This window comes from Hymenobacter psoromatis (genome assembly GCF_020012125.1).
In the GTDB taxonomy this organism is placed as follows: Bacteria; Bacteroidota; Bacteroidia; order Cytophagales; family Hymenobacteraceae; genus Hymenobacter; species Hymenobacter psoromatis.
In genome coordinates, this window is sequence record NZ_JAIFAG010000001.1 from 3,534,421 (window position 1) to 3,551,709 (window position 17,289).

Here is a 17,289-nt window from a genome sequence, read left to right on the forward strand (position 1 = left end):
AAATTACGCCCTACCCCCACCTACGGCCCCAGCCGCCACAGCACGCCCATGCTCAGCAGCAGGCGGCCCGGCTGCCAGGGGCCGCGGGCGGCGGGCTGGCCATTCACCAAAATCTGCGCCTCGGTGGCGGGTAAGCTCAGGTCGGCCGCGTGCTGATTGAGGCTGAAAAAGCCCTTTTCTTCCTCCACCAGCAGCTGGCCGCGGGTGCGTAGCGGCAGCACGTAGCCCAGGTCGGCCACGGCTTCCCAGCGGCGGCTCAGCTCCAGGCCCAGGCCGAGCTTGGGCAGCAGGGCATCGGTCACGTTTTGTAATGACAACGTGAGCTGGTCGCCTGGCAGGGCCTGGCCGGCCAGGCGCAGGCCGGCATCGGGGTTGGGCACGGTGCCCAGCTCGCGGCCCACGCTTTGGCGCAGGTAAGCGGCCCCTACCCTGCCCCGCAACGGCCGGCCGAGCGGGTTGAGGTTGGGGGCGAAGGTGAAGCCGGCCTCCCAGCCATCACCGCGCAGCTGGCGCAGCGCGTGGCGGGTGGTAGCGTAGGCAGCCAGGGTCGGCGTGAGGTCAAGTTGCACGCCGAAGGCGTACTGGTACGTCAGGCTTTGGGGGGTAGTGGCAGCCTGCACGTCGGCCCGCAGGGCCGAGCCGGCGGGGGCCAGCGTAGCGCGCAGGTCGGCAGCCGGCAGGCGCACTGGCAGTAGGCCGCCCGTGTAGGAGTAGCGCAAATGACTGAGCAGCGACCACTTGCGCCGCGCCGCTTGCCTTGACCCAGCCGGCACGTTGGCCGCGGCGGGGGGGGTAGGGCGCGCCCGCAGCAAGGTAGCGGCCTGGCGCTGGCGAGCCTGGTCGAGCAGGGCGGCGTTGGGCAGCAGGGTAGTGTAGCGCTGCCAGAACGCCGAGTCGTAGAGCACCGGCGTTTTCAGGAAAATATCGGCGTACTGGCTGCGCTCGGGGTAGGTGGGCGGCACCAAGCCGGCCGTGTCGATGGCCGTGGTCACAAACTCGGCCAAGTGGTGGCGCACTTGGCCGGCCAGGGACTTACCCACGGTGTTATACCAGATGCTCTTCAAATAATAGCGCCCCGCATAGCGCTGATAGTCCGTGCGATACGCTCGCTCGCTGGCCTCGAACACCAGCAGATTTTCGCGCCGGATACCGGCTGGCGTACGGTGCCAGGCCGCCCCCAAAAAGGCGTAGCTACGCTCATCAATGTAGATTTCCCCCGCAAAATCAGCCCGCTTGGAACCCAGCCGCGGCCCGAAGGTGATGACGTATACCGCCCGCCCCTGGTAGCTGGTTTGCGGGCTAAAGCGGTATTGATACTCCTTAAAATGCTTGGGGTCAATGAACTCCGGGCGCTGCTGCACGAAATCGAAGCGCTGGGGCACGAGCGCGCCCGCCAGCCAGTTGATACCCGGTAGTACCTGGCTGGCGGTTGAGTCGGGGCGCAAGTCCACACGGCGCGATTCCCGCACCTGCACGTAGCCGACGGCGCGGGGGCGCTGGTAGCCCGGCTTGTACACCAGCAGCTGCCCTTCGGCCAGGTAGTCGTAGCGCCCGCTGGCGGCCTCATCGTCCGACTCGCGGTAGAAGCCCGTGAGCTGGGTGGGCCGCACTGGGTAGTTGAGTGGCACGCGGGCCAGCGCCGTGCGAATAATCCCTTCGGCTGAGGCCGTGACGCTCACCGTGCCCAAGCTGGCGGGGCTACTGGTCAGCTCAATAAGCAGCTCCGGGCCCGGCAGCGGGGGTAGGGGCCGGCTAAATTTGCGGTAGCCCAGCAGGGCTACTTCCAGGGTGCTGCCCTGGTAGGCGGCCGGCACCCGCAGCGCGAAGCGGCCCTCCAGGTTGGTGCTGGTGCCCAGCCGGTTATCGGCTAAGCCGACCTGCGCGTTTGGGATGGGCTGGTGAGTGTCAGCATCGAGTACCCGGCCGCGTAGCACCGGGCTTTCCTGCGCCAGGGCGGGTAGAGATGCTAAAAAAAATAAGAACCAAAAAAGAACGTCATGCTGAGCTTGTCGAAGCATCTTACCAGCAGCCGTTGGGGGTAGTAACTCACTGAGGCGGCTAAGATGCTTCGACAAGCTCAGCATGACGTTCTTCTACATTCAAGTTGTTTTACTACCCGAAGCTTTTGCCTACGCTTGCAGCGGCTCTTCCAGCTCCTGAATACCCAGTCCGTGCTGGCCGGCGGTTTCGCCCAGCAGCTGGCGCTGCCAGGGGCGCAGGGCGGTCAGGCTGCCCTGCTCTACCACGTCGCCGATGAGGCGGTTGCTAAGCACGGTGTTGGCCAGCACGGGACTATAGTCGGCAGCCAGGTGATTTTTGAGGCTGTTCAATAGCGCTTCGCGGGCTTCAGCTCGGGCGGCGGCGGGGCCGCCGAATCGCCGACGAAAGGGCTGCGGCCGGCGCTGGTCGGCGGGCAGCGGGCCGTCGGGGGCCAGCTCGGCGGTGGCCAGGGCTAGCAGCTCGTCGGCGTAGGGCGCGCGCTTCAGCTCGGGGTGCAGGCCGCCGGCACTGCGCAGCTCACTGGGCGTGGCCAGCGGCTGGCGCGTGATTTCGGCCAGCCTATCGTTGCTGAGCACCATGTAGCTGGGCCGGTCGAGCTGCCGCGCTAGGCGGTCGCGCAGCGCGTACAGCTCCCGGAACAGGGGCAGCTCGGTGGGACCGATGCGGAACTTACCGGCCAGGCGCAGGTGCGGGCGCTGCTCGTCGCGGCCGTAGCGCACGGCTTCGAGGGCGTGGTTTTCTTCCTGCGCCCACTGCGCCCTACCCTGCTCTTGCAGGCGCGCCGTGAGGCGGTCGGTTAGCTCGAACAGATATAGCACATCGTTGGCGGCGTACTCTTTCTGGGCTTCGGTAAGGGGCCGCTTGAGCCAATTCGATTTCTGCTCGCCCTTATCTACTTCCAAGCCTAATTCGCTCTGAATGAGACGGCCGAGAGAGATGTTATTATCCTCCAATGCCAGCAGCGTAAACTGCACGCTGGTGTCCACGATGGTGCGGCAATTCACGCTAAACAGCTCATCGAGCAGCAGAATATCGGATTTGCAGGAGTGGAATACCTTGGCTACGGCCGGGTCGCGAAGCACCGCGAACAGCGGCTCCAGGCCGGCGGCCATCGCCGGCTCCAGGGGTAGGGGGTCGATAAGGTACACCGCCTGGCCATCGAAGACCTGAATCAGGGCCAGGTGGCGGCCGTAGCGATAGCGGTTATCGTCGAATTCCAGGTCGATGCCGATGCGCGGCAGGGTGGCGAAATGGGCGGCCGCGTCGGCCACCTCGGCGGCCGTGGTGAGGTAATGAATGGTTGGCTTCATGCGTGGCAACAAAGGTACGGGGCCGGGCGGCTGCTAGCTGGCAGGAAGCAAGGAGCGAAAAGCCCCCCCCCGTAGTGCGCCTACCCCGGCCGTAGAGCTCAGTACCATTCGAGGACCAATTCCGAATCAGCTTCGAGGTGCCGGCGACCCCGGTGGTCAGCGCGGTGCTGTTCTCGCGTTGGCCGCTGACTAGTTTAAGCGTTGGATTTCGTTGCTTACCTAGCCCTTTAGCTAAGTGAAAATAGCGGCCTATGCACTAAGTACCGAAGCCATACCATTACTAAGGTCTTTGCGGCGCATAACTCATCGAATTTTTAGAAATCCCTTCTAGTTTTAAGGCAATTTCAATTTTCTGTGATTTATTTGTAACCTATACCCCCTCGGTAGAGATGCCTTGGCTTTGCACAGCTTTTCTTTTCTCAAGATTTTTACCTTTTCCATAACCTTCTTTTTACCAAACCTTTCCCTATGAGAAATTTTTTTACCCCCTTACTGGTGATAGCGGCCTTGCCGGCGCTGGCCCAGACGCGGGCCATCGTCGGGCATGTGTCGGGCTCCGATGCCGGCGTGCTGCCGGGGGCCACCATCGTGGAGCGCGGCACCACCAACGGCACCACGAGCGGGGCCGACGGCGAGTTCCGAATGACGGTGCAGCCGGGCGCTACGCTCATTATTAGCTCCATCGGCTATGCCACCCAGACGGTGCCGGTGGGCGATAAGTCCACCCTCACCGTGATGCTGTCGGCCAGCGCGACCTCGCTCGATGAGGCGGTGGTGGTGGGCTATGGCACCCAAAGCAAAGCCGACCTCACGGGCGCGGTAGTGCAGCTGTCGGGCGCGGTAGTGGCCAACCAGCCGGTGACCAGCTTCGAGCAGTCCATTCAGGGTCGCACGCCGGGGGTCGTCATCAACCAAGGCAGCGGCAAACTGGGGCAGGGGCTGAACATTCAGGTGCGGGGTACCTCGTCGGTGTCGGCCTCCAACCAGCCGCTGTACGTGATTGACGGCATCCCGGTAACCTCGCAGGACCAGTCGCAGGCCAGCACCGAGCCGCTGAACCCACTGGCCGACCTCAACCCCAACGACATCGAGAGCATCAGTATTCTGAAGGATGCCTCGGCCTCGGCCATCTACGGCTCGCGGGCCTCGAACGGGGTTATTATCATCACGACCCGCAAGGGCAAGCAGGGCCAGACCAAGGTAACGGCCGGCTACTACTACGGTATCAGCGCGCCCACCCGCCAGCGGCAGTTTCTGAGCGGCCCGCAGTACAACCAGCTGCTGGGTGAGGCGTTTACAAATGCGGGTCTTATTGGTCCTGACTCCGTGAACCAGTATCCTACCCTGAACTCCGCTTTTAATGGCTACGGGCTCGACTATAATTCGCCCTACAGTACCAACTGGAGCAACCAGGCATTTCGTAACCAAGGCAAGTACAAGCTGTTTGGGGGCGGTGCTGGCGTGTCGCAGTATGATTTCAGCGTGAGCGGAGGCGATGCCAAGACGCGCTTTTACCTCAGCGGCACCTTCAACGACCAGAAGGGCATCATCGTGGGCAACCGCTTCCGGCGGGGTAGCCTGCGCATGAACCTCGAACACAGCATCCGCGATAACCTGCGTGTGGGCCTCAATACCTCGCTGGCCCGCACCGTGAACGACCGGGTAGCGGGCGACAATGACTTCTCCAACCCCTTGCAGCTCAACGCGCTGGCCCCCACCCAGCCGGTATACGACCCTGCTACGGGCCTGCTCAATGCCCAGACCATCTACTACAACGCCCTGATTGACCAAGAGTTGGGCAGCAACCGCGCCGGCACTTACCGCTCGTTCAGCTCGGCTTACCTCAACTTTACGCCGATGAAGGGCCTGACCCTGCGCACGGAGGTAGGCGGCGACTTTTTGAACCTGAACGAAGACCTGGTGCGTAGCGCTGGCACCCAGACCGGGGCCGCCACCGGCTACTCTTACAGCGCGCAGAGCCAGGTAGTTAATTATACCAACAACAACACGGCCACCTACGCCCGCGACTTCGGCGAGGCGCACCACCTGGACGTGCTGGTGGGCGAATCGTACCAGCGCTCCGACTCGCGCGTGACCACGGCCGAGGGCCGGGGCTTCCCGACCAGCGATTTCACGCGCATCAACAGCGCGGCCGTGAAAACGGGTGGCTCGGGCTCGTCGGGCACCGGCTTTTCCATTCTCTCCTACTTTGCCCGCGTCAACTACGCCTTTCGGAACAAGTTTTTGGTAAGCGGCAGCGTGCGTGAGGATGGCTCGTCGCGCTTCGGCAACGAGCGGCGCTACGGCACCTTCGGGGCGGGCTCCATTGGCTACCTGCTGTCGGAGGAGAGCTTTTTGAAGGGCAATGCCATCATCAACTACCTCAAGGTGCGGGCCAGCTTCGGCCTCACCGGCAACGCCGAGATTGGCAACTTCTCGTCGCGCAGCCTAGTATCGGCCCTACCCTACGCCGACCAGTCGGGCCTAGTCACGGGGGTAGGGGGAGGGATAGGCGCGTCCTTGGGCGACCCTACCTTAACCTGGGAAAACACCAAGCAAACTGACCTGGGCGTAGAGTTTGGCTTCCTGCAAAACCGCATCACGGGTGAGGTGGACCTGTACCAGAAAAATACCAGCCGGCTGCTGCTCAACCGCCAGCTGCAACTGGCTACCGGCTTCAGCAACGCCACCCAGAACGTAGGCCAGCTGCAAAATAAGGGCCTGGAAATCGCGCTGAATGGCCGCATCCTGGACGGCGACTTCAAGTGGAGCGTGGGTGGCAACATGTCGTTCAACCGCAACCTGATTACCGCGCTCGCTACCCCCATCATTCCGGGCGGGGCCATCATCAGCCGCGTGACGCAGGGCCAGCCGCTGGGTGTGTTCTACACCAAGCGCTACGCCAGCGTGGACCCCGCCAACGGCGACGCGCTCTACTACCAGGCCGATGGTACGAAGAGCAACGACTACGGGGCAGCTCCCGACCAGAAGGTAGGTAACCCAAACCCCAAGTTTACGGGCGGCGTGAACACCACGGCGAGCTTCAAGGGCTTCGATTTGAACGCCCTGGGGCAGTTTACCTACGGCAACGACATCTACAACGCGGCCGGCGTGTACCAATCCACGGGCTTCAACAACTACCTTGACAACCAGACCATTGACCAGCTGGGCCGCTGGCAGAAGCCGGGCGATATCACCAACATTCCGCAGTCCAGGTTCGGCTCGGGTAATGGTACTGGCAATTCATCGCGCTTTATTCAGAGCGGCTCGTACTTCCGCTTCAAGAACGTGACGCTGGGCTACAGCCTGCCCGCAGACCTGGTGAAGCGCGGCTACCTGCAGTCGGTGCGCATCTACGTCACCGGCTACAACTTGGCTACCCTCACCAAGTACACCGGCTACGACCCGGAGGTGAACACATTTGGCCTGGGCAATGGGATAGGCGGGACCAGTAGCGGCAACATCGCGCTGGGCCACGACTTTTACACCCCACCGCTGCCCCGCACCTTCCTGATTGGAGCCAACCTGGGTTTTTAACCGCTTGTCTTGACCCATTTTATGAAAAATATTTTAATCAAATCGGCCCTGGCACTCACCCTGGGCCTGAGCCTGGCAGCGTGCAAAGACGCGCTCAACATTGAGCCCCAGCAGAGCATTGACCTGGCTACGGCCTTCAACACCTCGCAGAAAGTGGGCGCGGCCGTGATTGGCTGCTACGCCCTGCTCGACGACCCCAACCTCTACGGCACCGACCTCATTCTGGTGCCCGAGCTGATGGCCGGCGACGGCTACCTCATCTGGCGGGGCTCGTTTCAGAACTATGCGCAAATAGCCAACCACATCCAGCTCCCACAGATTTCCGACGCGCTGGGCATCTGGCAGCAGGCCTACGCCAACATCAACCAGACCAACTTGGTGCTGGCCAACTTGGCCGTGGTGAGCGATAGCGCCCAGCGACAGCAGTTCCGGGGCGAGATGCACTTCATCCGGGGCGCGATGTACTTCGAGCTGGTGCGCCTCTACGCCCAGCAGTACCAGGCGGGCGGCGGCAACACTCAGCCTGGCGTACCCATCAACCTGATACCCAACAATACCATCGCCCAGGCCGACACGAAGCTGGCCCGCGCCACCGTGGAACAAGTGTACGCGCAGGTGGTCAGCGACTTGCAGGCCGCCATCACGGAGCTGCCCGCCCTCAACGTCACCCGCGCCTCTGCCTATTCGGCCGAAGGAATGCTGGCGCGGGTGTACTTGCAGCAGGGCAACTTCCCCGCCGCCCGCGCCGCCGCCAACGACGTAATAAGCAACAGCGGGGCCTCGCTGGCCGGCACGCTGGCCGCCGTGTTTGCGAACCGCAACAGCGCCGAAAGCCTGTTCGAGATTCAGCAAAACGACCAGAACAACGCCGGCCAGGCCAACGCCGGCCTGGCCACGTTCTTCGCCGGCTACAGCCCCACCGGCGACCAGGGCATCCTCTACGGCCGCAGCGACGTGCAGGTAAACAACAGCTTTGCGGCCCTCTACGGCCCGCCCAACGGCCCCGATGCGCGTGGCACTGACACCCTTACCATTCTGCAAACCAAGAAACTCATTTACAAGAGCGACGGCAACACGCGGGCGGGGCAGCTGCGCACCGCCAAGTGGCGCACCTACGGCCAGGATATTCCCATCATCCGCCTAGCCGAGATGTATCTTATCCGGGCGGAGTGCGACGTGCGGGCCGGTAACCCGGCCTCGGCGCTGAAGGACGTGAACCTCATCCGCCAGCGCTCCAACGCTACCCCCCTCCCCAGCGTGGCTCTCGCCGACGTGTTGCAGGAGCGCCAACTGGAGCTGGCCTTCGAGGGCTTCCGCCTCTACGATTTTAAGCGCACGAACCGTAATATCCGCGAGTTTCAGCCCGCCATCCCCGGCACGGGGGGCGCGCCCGATACGCCCGCGCTGCCGGCCATAAATGCCAACGATGCGAAGGAAATCCTGCCCATTCCTTACCAGGAAATCAACAATAACCCTACCCTGGTGCAGAACCCCAGCTATTAGCTTTCGGAATCGTTCATAGGAAAAGCCCCCGCGACGTTTGTCGCGGGGGCTTTTCTTTATGGTAGCCCTACCCCCCTACTTATCGCCGATGAGCAGCTGCGCGCCACTGCCGCGCCCACCCATAATGATGACCTTGGCGTTGGGCGAGGTGGCAATGGCCTGGTTGGCCTTGATGGTTTCGTATTGCAGGAGCCGGTCGGTTAGCTCGGTATTCACAATGCGCTGGTAGTCGGCCAGGCCCTGCGCCTCGATGCGCCGGCGCTCGGCTTCCTGCTTTTCCTTTTGCAGCACGAACTGCATTTTCTGCGCGTCCTGCTCGGCCGAAATCTTGCTCTCGATGCTAGCCCGCACCGACTGCGGCAGCTGAATATTACGGATGAGCAGTTGGTCGAGCTGCAAGCCGTTGGCGCGAAAATCCTTCTCAATCGAGTTCAGGATGCGGGTCTGAAATTCGTCGCGGCGCGTGGAGTAGAGCGCCACCGCGTCGTAGTACACGGCATTGTCGCGGATGCGGGTGCGCGAGATAGCACGCACTATCTTATCCTGATAATCGACGCCAATGGTGGAGAGAATGCGCGGGGCCTGGGCCGGCACCACGTGGTAGAGCACCGTGAGGTCAATCACGACTTCGAGCCCGTCGGCCGAGAGCACCCGGATGGCGTCGTCGCCGCTCTGCTGGCCCTCGTTGCGCACCGCCGACATGGTGTAGTTCTGGGTGCGGGTATCGAAGCGCGTCACATCTACCAGCGGGTTCACCACGCTTAGGCCGGGGGGTAGCACCTGGTTCTCGACCTTGCCAAAGAGCGTTTGCACCCCCACCTGGCCCGCCCCAACCTGTACTACCGTGCTCATGGCCAGGCCCACGAGCAGCAGGCCCGCGCCGCCCAGCGTCAGTAGCCCGCGCTGTCGCTCCAGGCCCGGTGACAGCCGGCCCGCGTTGAAGCCCAGAATCAATAAAGCAAATCCAAAAAACGCTAAAGTCATGTTCGTAAGCGGCAAAAAATGAAACCCAGCTGCTCAGTCAAGCCGCTGTACCTGATAAACAACCAGCGGAGAATGGGCGTGCCCTACCCCCTCCGTTTTTCGTGAGGTTTATTGCCGGTCACGCGGTGGCATTACGGGCGGCTATTCGTCCTCGTCGGCGGGGCGCTCAAAGTCCAGCGCGCGGGCCAGGTCCACGGCTTCAGCCTGCACGGCGGCCAGCAGGGCGGGCGCGTCGGCGTCGAGGGTGCGGGCAAACAGGTCGAGTAGCGCCTCGCCTTCGTCGTTGACGTAGAGGTTGGTATAAATCTGGTCGAAGAGCTTATTTTCCTTGCTAATCTGCTGGTCAATATCGGCCGGCGATTGGGCGGTACTCAGGGCGCGGTGCAGCACGTCGGCGGCACGGCGCGCCTCTTCGTGGTCGCCGAGGTCAGCCAGCAGGCGCAGCAATGCGCTTGCCACGCCCAGCCGCCACTGCTCGAACCGAAACGGCTGCTCGCGGGGCGTTGCCTGCTCAAAGGTGAGGTAGGCCCCCAGCGCGGCCGGCGTGAGGTAGCGCGCCGCCTCAGCGGGCGTGCGGAAAGCCAGGCGTAGCAAGGTTTCGTAAGCGGACATGTTTTTTATTGATGATGAGGCATTTAGGAACCGTTTGTCTTTGCGAGCGTAGCGCGGCAATCTTTCCTAATCGTCGGGTTAGTAATCCCAACGATTAGGAAAGATTGCCGCGCTACGCTCGCAAAGACAAACGGTTCTCAATTTTAAGAAAATACTTGCCACACGAACAGCGACGCGGCATACGCCAGCCCAGTCATGTAAATGAGCTGGCCCAGCGGCCAGCGCCAGCTTTTGGTTTCGCGGTAGGTCACGGCCAGCGTGCTCATGCACTGCATGGCAAAGACGTAGAACACGAGCAGCGACAGCGCGCGCACCGGCGTGAAGAACGGCCGGCCCTGCGCGTCTTCTTCGCTGGCCAGCTTCTGCTGCACCGTGCCCAGGTCGGCATCCTGGCCCACGCTGTAAATAGTGCTCATGGTGCCCACGAACACTTCGCGGGCCGCGAAGGAAGTGAGTAGCGCGATACCAATTTTCCAATCGAAGCCCAGCGGCCGGATGGCCGGCTCGATGACGTGCCCGAAGGTGCCGGCGTAAGAAGTTTCGAGGCGGGCCGAGGCTACCCGGCGTTCGGTTTCAAGGGCCGGCCAGCGTTGCACGGCGGCCTGCTGCTGCACTTGCGCGGCGGCTTGGTCCTGCCGCTGGCCGGGGCCATAGCTGGCTAATACCCAGAGCAGTACCGAGATGGCGATAATAACCTTACCCGCCTGCGTCACGAACGTTTTTACCTTTTCCACGATGGTCAGGCCCACGTTTTTCCAGCGCGGCCAGCGGTACACCGGAAACTCCATAATGAAGTAGCTGCGTTCGCGGGCCTTGAGCACCACTTTTAGCATCAGCGCCGAGAGCAGCGCCGAGCCCAGGCCCAGCAGATAGAGGCCCATCAGCACCAGCCCGCGCATGTTGAAAATGCCCAGCCACGCCTCGTTGGGCACCACCAGCGCCACCAGTACCGTGTACACCGGAATGCGCGCCGAGCACGACATGAGCGGCGTCACGAAAATGGTCAGCATCCGGTCCTTCCAGCTTTCAATGGTGCGCGCGCCCATAATGGCCGGCACGGCGCAAGCCAACCCCGAAATCAGCGGTACCACGCTCTTGCCACTCAGCCCGAAGGGTCGCATCAGCTTGTCCATCAAGAAAGTAACGCGGGCCATGTAGCCGGTTTCCTCCAGCACCGCCAAAAAGGCGAAGAGCAAGGCAATCTGCGGAATGAATATCAGCACCCCGCCCAAGCCGGCAATGACCCCCTCAGTGAGTAGCCGCACCAGCGGCCCGTGAAACCGCGCCTGAATGGCCGCACTCAGCGCCGTAATGCCCTGGTCAATCCAGTCCATCGGGTACTGCGCCCAGGCAAAAATGGCCTGGAACAGCAGAAACAGGATGCCCAGAAAAATCAAATAGCCGAACACGCGGTGCGTTAGCACCTTATCAATACGGTTGGAAGCCGGCTCGCGGCGCTCGGTGCGCGTCACGGTCACCACTTCCAGCAGCAGCTCATTGATATGGGCATAGCGGCCCACCGTTTCGGCCGCCTGCTGCGCCGTCGAGTCAAACTCGTAGCGCTCCGTCAACTCCGCCATAAATGTGCGGTCGGCCTCACTCAAAAAATGCAGCTGCCGAAACTGGTGCGCGTAGTGCAGCGCCAGATAGTCGTTGGGCAAATCGAAATGCCGCCGAATCTCGGTCAGCAGCGGCCGCAACGCCGGCTCGGGCTGCCAGAAGCGGCCAGCGGGCGGCGCGGCAGCCAGGCGGTCGGCCATCAGAATGCGGAGCGCCGCCAGCCCTACCCCCTTGCGCGCGTTCATGGGCACCACGGGCACGCCCAGTTCGCGGGCCAGCACCGGCACGTCGAGCTGAATGCCGCGGTCGGCGGCCACGTCGGTCATGTTCAGGGCCAGGATGGCGGGTAGACCCAAATCGGCGAGCTGCGAAAATAGCAGCAAACTGCGCCGCAGGTTGCTGGCATCCACCGTCACCACCACGAAGTCGGGGTAGTCGGGCGAGAGCGGATTGTAGAGTAAGTCGGCAATCACGCGCTCGTCCAGGCTCTTGGGGTAGAGCGAGTAGGTGCCGGGCAGGTCCACCACCTCGGCCCGGCGCTGCCCACCCAGCTGCGCAATGCCGGTCTTGCGGTCCACCGTCACGCCCGGAAAATTCCCGACCTTTTGGTTCAGTCCCGTCAGCTGGTTGAAGAGCGACGTCTTTCCCGAATTAGGGTTACCGATGAGGGCCAGGCGGGGCAGGCGCTCCGGTACCGGCGCCCTACCCCCGGAGTCGGGTTGCGGCGCGGCCGGCCGCACATCCTGCATAGTGCCCGCCATAGTACTCGCAGTTAGTCTTTTAGCTGAATAGTAAGCGCCTCACTCACCCGCAGCGACAGCGTGTATTCCTCGTCCCCCAGCACCAGCATCAGCGGGTCGCCGAGGGGGGCGCGGCCCGTCAGCCGCACCTGCGTACCCGGAATACAGCCCATATCCAAGAGCTTGAGCGCCATTTGTGGGTCCTTGAGGCAGCATACGATAGCCGTTTCGCCCGGCCGTAGGTCGTTGGCGGTGCGGCGGGCGGAAACCGGCTGCGGAGCAGCCACGGCGGCAGAACGACGAAAAAGAGCCACGGTGAAGAGCGTTGGGTTATTTAGATTTAATTCAAACAAAGATACGGCCGTTTAGTTGCCGCACCTTTCCTATTACCAACCGTGCGTGGGCGGCTCAGCTTATTTCTGGCCGCTGGCGCGCGAGTTTGGGCCGGTATTTGAATGTTTTTTTTCCAGCTAACTTATTCATAGTTGACACTTGAACTTTCGCCCCTATTTTTGCATTAGTCAGTCCATTTTCTACCTTAAAATGTTAAAACGTCTATTTTATTTTGCATTATTCTGGTGCGGCACTTCTGTAATAGTGCACGCTCAGACTACGCCGCCCGCCGCGGCTCCGCTCACCGGCAAGATTATCGATAAGACCACTAAGGAACCGCTGCCGTTCACTTCACTTAGTCTCAAAGACGAGCAGACCGGAGCCCTAAGTAATGAGTTTGGGGTCTTTCAATTGCCTGGGCCATCCAAGAATGACACCGATTCGCTTATCGTGATGGCGCTGGGCTACGACCATCTTGCCATCGCGGTGCAGCGTGGCAAGCCAATGGCTGATATGGTGTTGGAAGTAAGCCGCCGGGCTATTGCCCTGCAAAATGTGCTGGTAAAGGGTGGCAAGATTAAGAACCTCGGGCTCGGAGCTACCGCCAACCGTCCCAGCGATGGCCTGCTACAAGGGCAGCCCGGTAGCCAGTGCGCATTTTTTGTGAAAAATGACAAAAACAAGCGCCTCGGCAACGTCCGCTCAGTGTCGTTCTACATCGGCGAAAACGGCTTCCCACGCGAGCCTTTCCGGGTGCGCCTCTACAAGGCCGATGGCAACTACAACGCGCCCAACACGGATATTCTGACCGACAACGTGGTAGTGTCAGCTCCGCAGGGCGGCCAGTGGTACACTGTAGACCTGACCCCCTATAACGTAGTAGCACCTGAAGAAGGCTTTTTCGTGGCGATGGAATGGATTGTGAGCGGCGATAAGTTCTTCAATACCAATTTTATGGACGAGAGCTACACGCCCTACGGCCAGATTATGCGCCCCACCTTCGAGTTCAAGGAAAGCCGCACCTGGAACTATAGCATCGGTAAGGGCTGGACGCTGCTGACGATGGCAACCTCCGCCGGCCAACACTACAACGCCATGATTAGGGCCGAGGTAGATATGATTAAATAGCTGGTTCTTAGCCTTACGCTTTTTGGCAAACCCAAGAAGAAGACGAGTGCCAAGGTGCTGAATCGACTACTTTTTTAAAATTCGCATCAGCTTATAAAAATCATATTCAAACCTCCCTTAGTGCCCAAAGCATAGTTGAGCGCCAGGTTACTTACTGCTCTCTTAAAAACGGTTTTTTTACTTTAAAATCTTCTTTTAGAAACTTTTGCCAACTACTCGATAAATTTATTCTGACTTTTTATCCGTGTTGCTTTGCAAAGCCTGGCTACCGGTTAAATTTGCGAGTCTGAGTTTTATCCATTTTTCTTTTTAATTATGCTCAAGCGTTTACTATTACTATTATTAGTCGCTAGCTCGTGGCCCGCCTTGGGCTGGGCACAGCAGGAAGGACGCATTACCGGCCGCGTGGTAGATGAAAAAACGCAGGACCCGATTCCGTTCGCCTCCATCAACCTGGCCGAAGAGCAAACCGGCGCGCTCACCAACGAGTACGGCTACTTTCAGCTGGCTATGCCCACAAAGGTGACCGAAGACTCGATTATCGTGATGGCGCTGGGCTACAAGCGCACGGCCCTCTACGTGAAGCGCGGCACCAATATGGAGGAGATTATCCTGCAATTGCCGCGGCAAGCCATCGCGCTGTCCAACGTGCAGATTGAGGCTAGCAAGGTGCGGCCGCTGATGCTCGGGGCGCATTCCAATTCGCCGGGCGCGGGCATGATTCAGGGCATGCCGGGCAGCCAGTATGCCTTTATGTGCAAGAATGAGAAGGCCAAGAAGCTGGGCGCTATTCGCACGGTCTCGTTCTACATTGGCGAAAACGGCTTCCCGCGCGAGCCCTTCCGGGTGCGTATCTACAAGGCCAATGGCAACTACAACGCGCCCAACGAGGACATGCTCACGGAGAGCGTGATTGTATCGGCGGCGCGCGGCGGCGAATGGTTTACAGTCGATTTATCGCCCTACAACCTCATCGCGCCCGAAGAAGGTTTCTACGTGGCGATGGAGTGGATTGTGAGCGGCGACAAGTTCTATACCACCAATTTTATGGATAACTACACGCCCTACGGCCAGATTTTGCGCCCCACCTTCGAGTTCAAGGATAGCCGCACCTGGAGCTACGCCATCGGCCGAGGCTGGAACCTGGTGACACTCGCCAACAACGGCTCGCGCTTCAACGCCATGATGCGCGCCGAGGTAGATGCATACAAATAAGACCACGGATTTCGTGGACAATTAACTCGTCTTTGTATAGGGGAAATCGCCAAAGAGGCCGCTCGCATGAGCGGCCTCTTTTTTTCTGAGCCTGCTGTCTGGTGCAGAAAATAGGTGAGTAGCAGCAGGAGCTTTCAGCTCGTGCGCGAGCACCTTGAACAGGCGGGCTACGCGGCGCGGAGGATGACGCTTGCGCATAAGTTGGCAAGTTCAGGCTGCTACCCTCCCTTCTTAACGCAAAGAGAGGCCGCTCTTGCGAGCGGCCTCTCTGCTGATTTCTCCCGGATAAAGACGAGTTACTCGTCCACAAAAGTCATAAAGCCAGTGGTCCTATAATTGACCTTTCTTAGCAGCTTTCTTCATCTTCTCGTTGGCGAAAATGGCTACTTCTACGCGGCGGTTCTGGGCCTTGCCGGCTGCGGTCGTATTATCGGCCACGGGCTGCGACGACCCATAGCCAGTGGCCGTGATGCGGCTGTTGTCTACGCCTTTGCCGGTTAGCTCATTGGCCACGGCCTGGGCGCGGCGCTGGCTCAGGGGCTGGTTAATGGCATCGGAGCCCGACGAGTCAGTGTGGCCGTCAATCGTGATATTGGTGTCGGCGTATTTCTGAAGGGTAGTAGCCAGCTCGTCGATGCTGCCGGTGGCGGCGGGCGTCAGGGTCGAAGAATTGCTGCCGAACAGGATGCCCGAGGCAAAAGTGATTTTGATTCCTTCGCCCACGCGCTCCACGGTGGCCCCGTCAAGGTCGCGGCGCAACTCGGCAGCCTGCTTGTCCATTTTGCGGCCAATAAGGGCCCCGCCCGCGCCGCCGATAGCCGCGCCTAGGATAGCCCCCTTGGCCGTGCCGCCCTTGCCCCCAATAACGCGGCCCAGAATAGCGCCGCCCGCCGCGCCGCCTAGGCCACCAAAGATGCCGCCCTTCACCGTTTTGCTCATGCCCTTCGGCTGGTCGGTGGTGACGGTAGTGGTTTGCGCCTGCGCGAAGTGCCCCAGCAGCAGCAGAACCGCCAGCAGGTAAGAAAATGAGAGTTTCAGGCTTTTCATGAATTTGAAAAAATAAAAATAGGAATGAGTACGCTAGCGCAATGCGCTGGCAAGTTTGGCATTTGCAACCACCTTGCCAAACTCGGGCTAGTTCTTACCCTTACCCCCAATCCCCGGCGCACGAAAAAGCCCGGCGCCGAGCCAGACTTTTTCGTGCGCCGCTGCTTCATGGCCGGGAGGCTGCTACTTATTATGATAATGGTTGTAGCGGGCGGGGTCTTTTTTCTTGTCTTCGCTACGGCCAATGAGGCCCCCGCCTACCACGCCGGCGGCAGCCCCAACTACGGCACCTTTGCCGCCGCCCAATAGGCCACCGACTACCGCGCCGCTACCCCCACCAATGGCGGCACCCTTGGCCTTGCGGCTCCAGCCCTTAGGCTTGTCTTGGGCGTGAGCCGCCGCACCTATTAAAGCGAAGAATGTCAGTAGTATCACAAAAGATTTGGAGAAGCTTTTCATAAAATTTTCAAGGCTTAAGGGTAGGAAAGAAAAGAGAAGCGATTGGGAAGCCGCAAGGATTTCAACGGTTGGTATTTCGGGCAGGTTACTCTATCTAACCAAAAAAAGCCCAGAGCTAGTGGCTCTGGGCTTACTATTGGGGAGGGGGGTAGGCCCCGGTTAGAGGGTGCCGTTCTCGGCGGCCTTCTTCATCTTTTCGTTGGCGAAGATGGCAATTTCAACCCGGCGATTGGCCTGGCGGCCGGCATCGGTCGTATTATCGGCCACGGGCTGCGACGAGCCATAGCCTTTGGTGGTAACGCGGCTGCCAGCTACGCCATCTGCGGTCAGAGCCGTAGCTACCGATTGGGCGCGGTTCTCGCTTAAGGGTTGGTTGATGGCATCGGTGCCGGTGTTATCGGTGTGGCCTTCGACTAAAATATTAGTATCGGGGTATTCCTTGAGAGTAGTCGATAGCTTGTCGATATCAGCGGTAGAGGCTGCACGCAGATTAGCCGAATTCGTGTCAAACAGGATGCCTGAGTCGAAGGTAATTTTAATGCCTTCGCCCACGCGCTCAACTTTCGCACCGGCCATATTACGTTGCAATTCAGCAGCTTGCTTATCCATTTTGCGGCCAATGAGCGCGCCCGTGGTGCCACCCGCCGCCGCGCCCAGAATCGCGCCAATAGCCGTGCCTTTGCCGCCGCCGAACAGGCCGCCAATCAGCGCGCCGGCTGCCGCACCGCCACCGGCCCCCAGTAGGCCGCCCTTCGTGGTTTTATTCATGCCATCCTTGCGTACGCCTGAGCCGTTGGCATCGGAGAGCGACCCATTGGCGGGTTGGCGCGAAGAAGCGCAAGAGCCTAGGAGCATTACGA

The 17,289-nt window shown here is 60.7% G+C and carries 13 protein-coding genes; 4 read left to right on the plus strand and 9 right to left on the minus strand.

What is annotated here, in order from left to right; genetic code table 11:
• Nucleotides 1-20 precede the first annotated feature (20 nt).
• A complete protein-coding gene (locus LC531_RS15265) occupies nt 21-2,018 on the minus strand; it encodes a carboxypeptidase-like regulatory domain-containing protein (protein WP_223651710.1) in 1,998 nt (665 codons plus the stop codon).
• Nucleotides 2,019-2,129: 111 nt separating this feature from the next.
• Complete coding sequence (locus LC531_RS15270) at nt 2,130-3,311, minus strand: ribonuclease D (protein WP_223651711.1); 1,182 nt, start codon at nt 3,309-3,311, stop codon at nt 2,130-2,132.
• Nucleotides 3,312-3,779: 468 nt separating this feature from the next.
• Between LC531_RS15270 and LC531_RS15275 the strand changes: the two genes are divergently transcribed.
• Nucleotides 3,780-6,848 carry a SusC/RagA family TonB-linked outer membrane protein gene (locus LC531_RS15275; RefSeq protein WP_223651713.1) on the plus strand — a complete coding sequence of 1,023 codons (3,069 nt, stop codon included), beginning with the start codon at nt 3,780-3,782 and terminating at the stop codon, nt 6,846-6,848.
• Nucleotides 6,849-6,869: 21 nt separating this feature from the next.
• Nucleotides 6,870-8,351 carry a RagB/SusD family nutrient uptake outer membrane protein gene (locus LC531_RS15280; RefSeq protein WP_223651715.1) on the plus strand — a complete coding sequence of 494 codons (1,482 nt, stop codon included), beginning with the start codon at nt 6,870-6,872 and terminating at the stop codon, nt 8,349-8,351.
• Nucleotides 8,352-8,426: 75 nt separating this feature from the next.
• On the opposite strand, the gene LC531_RS15285 is transcribed toward LC531_RS15280, so the two are convergent.
• The 4 genes from LC531_RS15285 to LC531_RS15300 all read right to left on the minus strand — a co-directional run bounded on the left by LC531_RS15285 (nt 8,427) and on the right by LC531_RS15300 (nt 12,534).
• Nucleotides 8,427-9,335 (minus strand): prohibitin family protein, encoded by a 909-nt coding sequence (locus tag LC531_RS15285; RefSeq protein ID WP_223651717.1) that lies wholly within the window; start codon nt 9,333-9,335, stop codon nt 8,427-8,429.
• 141 nt (nt 9,336-9,476) lie between these two features.
• Nucleotides 9,477-9,947, minus strand: coding sequence for a hypothetical protein (locus LC531_RS15290; RefSeq protein ID WP_223651719.1), 471 nt, complete (start codon nt 9,945-9,947; stop codon nt 9,477-9,479).
• Nucleotides 9,948-10,090: 143 nt separating this feature from the next.
• On the minus strand, nt 10,091-12,268 hold the full coding sequence (feoB, locus tag LC531_RS15295; RefSeq protein ID WP_223651721.1) for a ferrous iron transport protein B: 2,178 nt from the start codon (nt 12,266-12,268) through the stop codon (nt 10,091-10,093).
• An 11-nt stretch (nt 12,269-12,279) separates the two neighbouring features.
• Nucleotides 12,280-12,534, minus strand: coding sequence for a FeoA family protein (locus LC531_RS15300; RefSeq protein ID WP_223651723.1), 255 nt, complete (start codon nt 12,532-12,534; stop codon nt 12,280-12,282).
• A 310-nt stretch (nt 12,535-12,844) separates the two neighbouring features.
• Here LC531_RS15300 and LC531_RS15305 point away from each other — a divergent pair, with 310 nt between their 5' ends.
• Both LC531_RS15305 and LC531_RS15310 read left to right on the plus strand, forming a co-directional pair.
• Nucleotides 12,845-13,708, plus strand: a complete 864-nt coding sequence (locus LC531_RS15305) for a carboxypeptidase-like regulatory domain-containing protein (protein WP_223651731.1) — start codon at nt 12,845-12,847, stop codon at nt 13,706-13,708.
• 315 nt (nt 13,709-14,023) lie between these two features.
• Nucleotides 14,024-14,923, plus strand: coding sequence for a carboxypeptidase-like regulatory domain-containing protein (locus LC531_RS15310; RefSeq protein ID WP_223651733.1), 900 nt, complete (start codon nt 14,024-14,026; stop codon nt 14,921-14,923).
• A gap of 330 nt (nt 14,924-15,253) precedes the next feature.
• Here LC531_RS15310 and LC531_RS15315 read toward each other — a convergent pair whose 3' ends face one another.
• The 3 genes from LC531_RS15315 to LC531_RS15325 form a co-directional block, all read right to left on the minus strand.
• A complete protein-coding gene (locus LC531_RS15315) occupies nt 15,254-15,970 on the minus strand; it encodes a YiaD family glycine zipper/OmpA-like lipoprotein (protein WP_223651735.1) in 717 nt (238 codons plus the stop codon).
• A 183-nt stretch (nt 15,971-16,153) separates the two neighbouring features.
• Entirely contained in the window at nt 16,154-16,429 is a 276-nt protein-coding gene (locus tag LC531_RS15320; RefSeq protein ID WP_223651738.1) for a YMGG-like glycine zipper-containing protein, read from the minus strand.
• A 159-nt stretch (nt 16,430-16,588) separates the two neighbouring features.
• Entirely contained in the window at nt 16,589-17,284 is a 696-nt protein-coding gene (locus LC531_RS15325; RefSeq protein WP_472849578.1) for a YiaD family glycine zipper/OmpA-like lipoprotein, read from the minus strand.
• Between the last annotated feature and the right edge of the window lie 5 nt (nt 17,285-17,289).